Below are 6,932 nucleotides of genomic sequence, written 5' to 3' on the forward strand. Positions count from 1 at the left end.
ATATTTAAGATATGACAAATCCCCAAATAAGATTGGCAGAAATAACATCAAAAGGATATAAGTCAGAGCTTATATCAGAAGCACGAGTCAGCCTACAATTGGCAATTCCCTTAGTCGTTGTCGAAATATGCGAAACGAGTATTAATACAGTGGATGTAGTCATGATGGGTTTACTTGGTACACAAGTTTTGGCCGGTGGTGCTTTGGGTGCGATCACTTTTTTGGCTTTATTCTTTACCTGCTCTAGTATGTTTTTAGTAGGAGGAGCACAAGCAGCCGAGGCTTTTGGGGCAAACAAAATAGATCAAGTTAGTCGTATTGCATCTGGACAAATATGGCTAGCAGTTGCGTTGTCTTTACCCGCAATGCTTCTGCTTTGGCATACCGATACTATCTTGCTGCTATTAGGTCAAGAAGAAAGCAATGTTTTAGTGACAAAAACCTATTTACACTCAATTGTGTGGGGCTTTCCTGCTGCACTTGGTATTAAGATCTTAAGAGGCATTGCCTCTGCTGTCAACCTCACCCGATTGATAACTGTCACTATGGTACTAGGGCTGCTCTTAAATGCCCCTGCCAATTATGTCTTAATGTTCGGTAAATTTGGTCTTCCTCAACTTGGTTTAGCTGGAATAGGCTGGGCAAGTACTCTGGTTTTTTGGGTTAGTTTTATAGCGGGAGTTATCTTGCTGATTTTCTCCCCAAAAGTTAGAGATTATCAACTTTTCCGCTATATGCGTCAGTTTGATAAACAGACGTTTGTCAAAATTTTTCAAACTGGATGGCCTATGGGTTTTCTATTGGGAGCGGAATCAGTAGTATTGAACGTCAACGCTTGGCTAGCAGGGTATGTAGGAACAGCAACATTAGCAGCCCATGAGATTGCAGCCCAAACAGCAGCGATGGCGATGGTAATACCACTCGGAGTCGGCAATGTTGCTGTCACGAGAGTAGCTCAGACCCTGGGAGAAAAAAAACCGTTGGGTGCAAGAAGGGCAGCATCAATTGGGATTACGATTGGTGCCATTTTTGCCAGTGCTGCGGCACTCATTTTCTGGTTGCTTCCATATCAAATTGCGGGAATTTATTTAAATATAAACAATCCAGAGAATATCGAAGCAGTTAAGACAGCAACTTCTTTTCTCGCTTTGTCGGGATTATTCCAAATTTTTTACAGTATTCAAATAATTACTGTTGGGGCTTTGATAGGGTTGCAAGATACGTTCGTGCCGTTGTTAATGAACTTAGTAGGCTGGGGTCTTGGGTTGGCAGGAAGCTATTTCATGGCAATCATTTTAGGTTGGGGAGGTATCGGTATCTGGTTAGGTATGGTTTTGAGTCCACTCCTATCTGGAGTCATCTTAATGGTTCGTTTTTATCAAATGATTGCCTATAAGATTGCCAATAGTAATAACGGGGAAGAGAGTCAAATTATACCCGACGAAAAGGTGTTGAAATGCATATCTTAGGAATTTCAGCTTACTACCACCATAGCGCTGCCGCTATGGTGGTTGATGGCGAAATCGTTGCCGCAGCCCAGGAAGAACGTTTTTCAAGACGAAAGCACGATGCTAGTTTTCCTATTGGAGCGATCGCTTACTGTCTAAAACAAGCAGGAATCAAGTTACAACATATCGATCAAATTGTTTTTTACGACAAGCCATTAGTCAAGTTTGAGCGATTGTTGGAAACCTATTTAGCCCATGCGCCAAAAGGATTTAGCTCGTTTATCACAGCCATGCCCATCTGGCTAAAAGAAAAGCTTTACCTAAAAACAATCCTAAAAAAAGAATTGGCACTCTTGGAGGAGTGCAAAACTTCTCAATTGCCGCCTCTATTATTTACCTCACATCATCAAGCCCATGCGGCTTCTGCTTTTTTTCCCAGTCCTTTTGAGCGTGCTGCCGTTTTGTGCTTAGATGGTGTAGGAGAGTGGGCAACCACCTCCGTTTGGATGGGATTGGGGCATCAACTCACACCCCAATGGGAAATTCATTTTCCCCACTCCATCGGGTTGCTTTATTCAGCCTTTACCTACTACACCGGATTCAAAGTTAACTCAGGTGAGTATAAACTTATGGGTTTAGCTCCCTACGGCAAACCCAAATATGTAGACCAAATTCTCAACCATCTGTTGGATCTCAAAGAAGATGGCACTTTTCGTTTGAACATAGACTACTTCAACTACACGGTTGGTTTAACCATGACCAATCATAAGTTTCATAATTTGTTTGGGGAACCACCACGCAAACCAGAAGGAAAAATCACCCAAAGAGAAATGGATCTGGCCAGTTCCATCCAGAAGGTGACTGAAGAAGTGGTACTGCGTTTGGCTAAAACTGTCAAAAAAGAACTGGGTGCAGAGTATCTATGTTTAGCAGGTGGTGTCGCCCTCAATTGCGTAGCCAACGGACGAATTCTGCGAGAAAGTGACTTCAAAGATATTTGGATTCAACCCGCAGCCGGAGATGCAGGTGGTGCAGTCGGAGCAGCATTAGCGATTTGGCATGAATACCATGAAAAACCCCGTACTCCAACATCAGGCGATCGCATGAAGGGTTCTTATCTTGGACCTAGCTTTAGCGAAGCTGAGATTCTCGAGTATCTCAATTCTGCTAATATACCTTACCAGCGACTCGCTGATAGCGAACTTATGCCTCGCCTCGCAGAAATTTTACAACAGGGAAATGTTGTTGGCTGGTTTTCTGGACGAATGGAGTTTGGTCCGCGTGCTTTGGGGAGTCGTTCGATTATTGGCGATTCACGGAGTCCCAAAATGCAATCGGTCATGAACCTGAAAATTAAATATCGTGAGTCCTTCCGTCCGTTTGCTCCTTCAGTCTTGGCTGAGCGGGTCTCCGACTACTTCGATCTTGATCGTCCTAGTCCTTATATGCTACTGGTAGCACCAATCAAGGAGAATCTGCACATTCCCATGACACAAGAGCAACAACAGTTATTTGGAATCGAGAAGCTGAATGTTCCTCGTTCCCAAATTCCTGCGGTCACTCATGTTGATTACTCAGCTCGTATTCAGACAGTTCACAAGGAAACCAATCCTCGTTACTATGAGTTAATTCGTCATTTTGAGGCACGAACTGGTTGTGCTGTCTTAGTCAATACTTCGTTCAATGTACGCGGCGAACCAATTGTTTGTACTCCCGAAGATGCTTATCGATGCTTTATGAGAACTGAAATGGACTATTTGGTTATGGAGAATTTCTTGTTGGTCAAATCTGAACAGCCACAGGGAAATAGTGATGAGTCGTGGCAACAAGAATTCGAGTTAGATTAACTCAGGAGTTAATATTTCCCACAAAAAAAGTAGTAAATAAAGATGGAACAGATAAAGGAACTTAACCAAAAAGGATTGCGTGAATTTGGACTGATCGGCGGTTCCATAGTGGCAGTTTTATTTGGCTTTTTACTACCATTTATACGGCATCATTCCTTGTCAGTTATCCCTTGGGTTATTGCAGTAATTCTCTGGATTTGGGCAATAATCGCACCCGCAACTTTAAATTTTGTTTACAAAAACTGGATGAGGATTGGACTTGTTTTAGGTTGGATACAAACACGAATTATTTTAGGGGTTTTATTTTATATAATGATTACCCCAATAGGATTGATGAAGCGGCTGTTGAATCAAGCTCCAATGATGCGAAGCTTAGATCCAGATTTGCCCACTTATCGCCAATTGAGCAAGTTAAGAACTACAGAAAGTATGGAGAAACCATTCTAATGCTAAAAGACACTTTAGATTTTCTTAAAGACATTGGCGGATTTATTAAAGAACAAAAAAACTACTTGTTGATTCCCCTGATCGTCACCCTGGTATCCTTGGGGGCGCTAATTGTCTTCGCTCAATCTTCTGCGATCGCGCCGTTCATTTACACTCTTTTTTAAAAATTGCCATATGAGTAACTTGAAGGGTTGGGTAAAGACAGCATTAATCGGAAGTTTGATTTTCTGCGGGCTAATCTTTGGAGTAGTATTCATTGAAATTGGCTTACGTATTGCTGGTATCGAACACGTAGCATTCCATACCATCAATGAACACAGAGGTTGGGTAGGGCGACCTCATGTTTCCGGTTGGTATCAAACCGAAGGTGAAGCTTACGTCCAGATGAATAGTGATGGATTCCGAGACCAAGAACACACTAAGGTCAAACCAGAAAATACCTTCAGGATAGCGCTGTTGGGAGATTCCTTTGTAGAGAGTTTGCAAGTGCCGTTGGATAAAGGTTTTGCGGCAGTTATAGAACGAGAATTAAGTAGTTGTACAGCTTTGGCTGGACGAAAGGTGGAAGTGATTAATTTCGGGGTTACTGGTTATGGAACAGACCAAGAACTAATTACCCTACGGGAGAAAGTTTGGGACTATTCACCTGATATGGTAGTGCTGAATTTTTATACTGGCAACGACATTAGTGATAACTCCCATGCTATCAGTCAGAAACTCTATGCTGGTGAACAAGCTTTACTAAAACCGTTTTTTCTATTAAAAGACGGTGATCTGGTTGTTGATACTTCGTTTATCAGTACAGATACTTATCGCTCAAAGCTGACATGGTGGGGCAAAGCTTATATCAAAATAAAAGACCACTTGCGGATTTTACAGGTTGCGAACATCATACAAGATTCTCTTAAAAACCTTAATAGAGTGCTTTCTCCTCAAGCAATAGAGGAGCCGTTATTTAGCACTGGAAGACACGATCAAAATTCGAGCTGGATTGATAATAATATCTACAAACCACCTACTGACCCTGAATGGCAACAGGCATGGCAAGTCACAGAGAAACTGATTAGCTTAATGCACGATGAGGTGATTGCGAAGAAAGCAGATTTTGTAGTTGTTACCTTTGGCGGTCCATTTCAACGCGATCCTTCAGCGCGTCAAAAAGAAATGCAAGCATTTGGTGTGACTGATTGGTTTTATTCTGAGAACCGAATTACAGCTTTGGGTGAGGGTGAGGGCTTTAGTGTACTTAATCTCAGCCCGACTTTGCTGGACTATACCGAACAGAACAATACTTGCCTATACGGGTTTGAGGATACTCTTGGCTGTGTAGGGCATTGGAATGCTTCGGGGCATCAGTTGGCAGGAAAAATGATTGCGTCTGGGCTTTGTCAACAAGAAGGGCAGAAAGCAGCCCCGATGGCTAGATTGTACCCAAGCGGGAATTTTGTACGCTAAGAAAAACTCAAATTCAAATGAACGTGAAACAACAAGGTGCAGTGCTATGGTTTACAGGGCTAAGTGGGGCTGGTAAAACAACTATTGCTTCTAGAGTAGTGCAAAAACTCCAAAAGCAGAATTATTCCACAGAATTGTTAGACGGTGATACAGTCCGCACTTTTCTTTCACAAGGATTAGGATTCAGCAAGCAAGACCGAGACATAAATGTTCGCCGTATTGGCTTTGTTGCTAATTTGCTGAGTCGGAATGGTATCATAGCACTCGTTGCTGCTATCAGCCCTTATCATGAAATTCGAGATGAATTGAAACAGACATCTAACAATTTTATTGAAATCTATGTTAAAGCTCCCTTAGAAGTTTGCGAATCCCGTGATGTTAAAGGACTTTATGCTAAAGCCAGAGCAGGAGAAATCCAGAGTTTTACTGGCATTTCTGACTCTTATGAAGAACCAACAAATCCAGATATTATCTGTCAAACTGATAGATTTACTATTGAGCAGTGTGTTAACCAAGTGCTTCAATATTTACTGGACTTTGGACTCTTAACTGGTGACAAGGTGGTTGAAGATGAGATGTGCCAATAATTTTAGAAAATAAGGAGGTATAGGTGTAGCCATTAAGATGAGGACATAAACCATAATGACCAGACTTGATAGCCGAGCAAAAGTGGTGAAAGCAGCCTCCTAAGTAACCTGGCTACAGCTATAAAAAAATAGGGGCAAAGAAGCCCCGAAAACCTTAACGGGTGACAAGATAGCTAAACAACTTGTCACCCGTTAAGGACTTTCCGAGAGTCATTTCAACATTTTTGATATCGCATTCCCGGAAGTTGGGTAACTAAACCCATAAGTTCTAACTGTAATAAAGAACTGGATACTATTGCAGCATTCATACCTGTTTTTTGAATAATAAAATCAAAAGATAAAGCATCAACAGCTAAAATATTTATTATCTGTTGTAATTCCGGTGCTAAGTTAGGTATAGGAGGAGATTTAACTAAAGGTGTTTCTGTTTCTATATCTATTTGGGGAATTGCTCCCAACATGATTAATAATTCATTAAGTTCATGATTAATTAAACCCGCACCTTGACTAATTAATTTTAAACAACCTTGTGATGGTTGATCATCAATTTTTCCCGGTAACGCATAAACATCTCGATTAAATTCATTAGCATAGGTAGCTGTAATTAAAGCACCAGATTTTAGCGGCGCTTCCATAACTAATACCGCACGACTCAAACCAGCAATAATTCGATTTCGACGGGGAAAATGGGTGCGGTTCGGTGGCGTTTTTGCGGGATATTCACTAATTACTATCCCAGATTTCAAAATCTGTTGATATAAATCTCGATTTTTATGGGGATAAATAACATCTACACCTGTTCCCATAACTGCTATTGTTCTTCCTCCAGCTTTCAATGTTGCTGAATGACTTTCGGTGTCTATTCCCTCGGCCATACCAGAAACAACGGTAAAACCATTTTTTGCTAATGCGGTACTAATTTGACGAGTCCATTTAATTCCGTATTCTGTGGGTTGACGAGTTCCCACAATTCCTACCAGGGGTTTTTGTCCTGAATTTTCCTGTAAATCAATTTCACCTCGATAATACAACAGTGGGGGTGGAGTACGAATTTCTCGCAATAGTTGGGGATATTCTGGGTCTGCTGGTGTCCAAAAATGGGGGTTTATTTGTTGGTGTTGGGTAAGTAGTTGTTCAGGGTTTCTCCG

The 6,932-nt window shown here is 41.5% G+C and carries 7 protein-coding genes; 6 read left to right on the forward strand and 1 reads right to left on the reverse strand.

The features are described from left to right. The first annotated feature begins 11 nt into the window (after nt 1–11). From ACIR131C_RS0101115 to cysC, 6 genes are read left to right on the forward strand one after another with little or no spacing between them, the layout of a single operon-like run. Nucleotides 12–1,469 carry an MATE family efflux transporter gene (locus ACIR131C_RS0101115; RefSeq protein ID WP_051347455.1) on the forward strand — a complete coding sequence of 486 codons (1,458 nt, stop codon included), beginning with the start codon at nt 12–14 and terminating at the stop codon, nt 1,467–1,469. Next, on the forward strand, nt 1,457–3,295 hold the full coding sequence (locus tag ACIR131C_RS0101120) for a carbamoyltransferase family protein (protein WP_028088733.1): 1,839 nt from the start codon (nt 1,457–1,459) through the stop codon (nt 3,293–3,295). The genes ACIR131C_RS0101115 and ACIR131C_RS0101120 overlap by 13 nt, the downstream gene beginning before the upstream one ends. Before the next feature lie 42 nt (nt 3,296–3,337). Further along, a complete protein-coding gene (locus ACIR131C_RS0101125; RefSeq protein WP_028088734.1) occupies nt 3,338–3,742 on the forward strand; it encodes an SxtJ family membrane protein in 405 nt (134 codons plus the stop codon). Next, a complete protein-coding gene (locus ACIR131C_RS25875; protein ID WP_196811704.1) occupies nt 3,742–3,906 on the forward strand; it encodes a DUF5989 family protein in 165 nt (54 codons plus the stop codon). The genes ACIR131C_RS0101125 and ACIR131C_RS25875 overlap by 1 nt, the downstream gene beginning before the upstream one ends. A gap of 10 nt (nt 3,907–3,916) precedes the next feature. Further along, on the forward strand, nt 3,917–5,197 hold the full coding sequence (locus tag ACIR131C_RS21540; RefSeq protein ID WP_071604921.1) for an SGNH/GDSL hydrolase family protein: 1,281 nt from the start codon (nt 3,917–3,919) through the stop codon (nt 5,195–5,197). Between the two features lie 17 nt (nt 5,198–5,214). After that, nucleotides 5,215–5,784 (forward strand): adenylyl-sulfate kinase, encoded by a 570-nt coding sequence (cysC, locus tag ACIR131C_RS21545; RefSeq protein WP_071604922.1) that lies wholly within the window; start codon nt 5,215–5,217, stop codon nt 5,782–5,784. A gap of 215 nt (nt 5,785–5,999) precedes the next feature. Here cysC and dprA read toward each other — a convergent pair. Then, a partial coding sequence (gene dprA, locus ACIR131C_RS0101145; RefSeq protein ID WP_028088735.1) for a DNA-processing protein DprA occupies nt 6,000–6,932 on the reverse strand: 933 nt, incomplete at its 5' end.

The sequence above is a fragment of the Dolichospermum circinale AWQC131C genome, from assembly GCF_000426905.1.
GTDB classification, from domain to species: Bacteria; Cyanobacteriota; Cyanobacteriia; order Cyanobacteriales; family Nostocaceae; genus Dolichospermum; species Dolichospermum circinale.

Excerpts from the sequence above, each read along its gene's own strand:
- ACIR131C_RS0101115 (WP_051347455.1), top strand. The coding sequence starts at position 12 with ATGACAAATCCCCAAATAAGATTGGCAGAAATAACATCAAAAGGATAT.
- ACIR131C_RS0101120 (WP_028088733.1), top strand. The coding sequence starts at position 1,457 with ATGCATATCTTAGGAATTTCAGCTTACTACCACCATAGCGCTGCCGCT.
- ACIR131C_RS0101125 (WP_028088734.1), top strand. The coding sequence starts at position 3,338 with ATGGAACAGATAAAGGAACTTAACCAAAAAGGATTGCGTGAATTTGGA.
- ACIR131C_RS25875 (WP_196811704.1), top strand. The coding sequence starts at position 3,742 with ATGCTAAAAGACACTTTAGATTTTCTTAAAGACATTGGCGGATTTATT.
- ACIR131C_RS21540 (WP_071604921.1), top strand. The coding sequence starts at position 3,917 with ATGAGTAACTTGAAGGGTTGGGTAAAGACAGCATTAATCGGAAGTTTG.
- cysC (WP_071604922.1), top strand. The coding sequence starts at position 5,215 with ATGAACGTGAAACAACAAGGTGCAGTGCTATGGTTTACAGGGCTAAGT.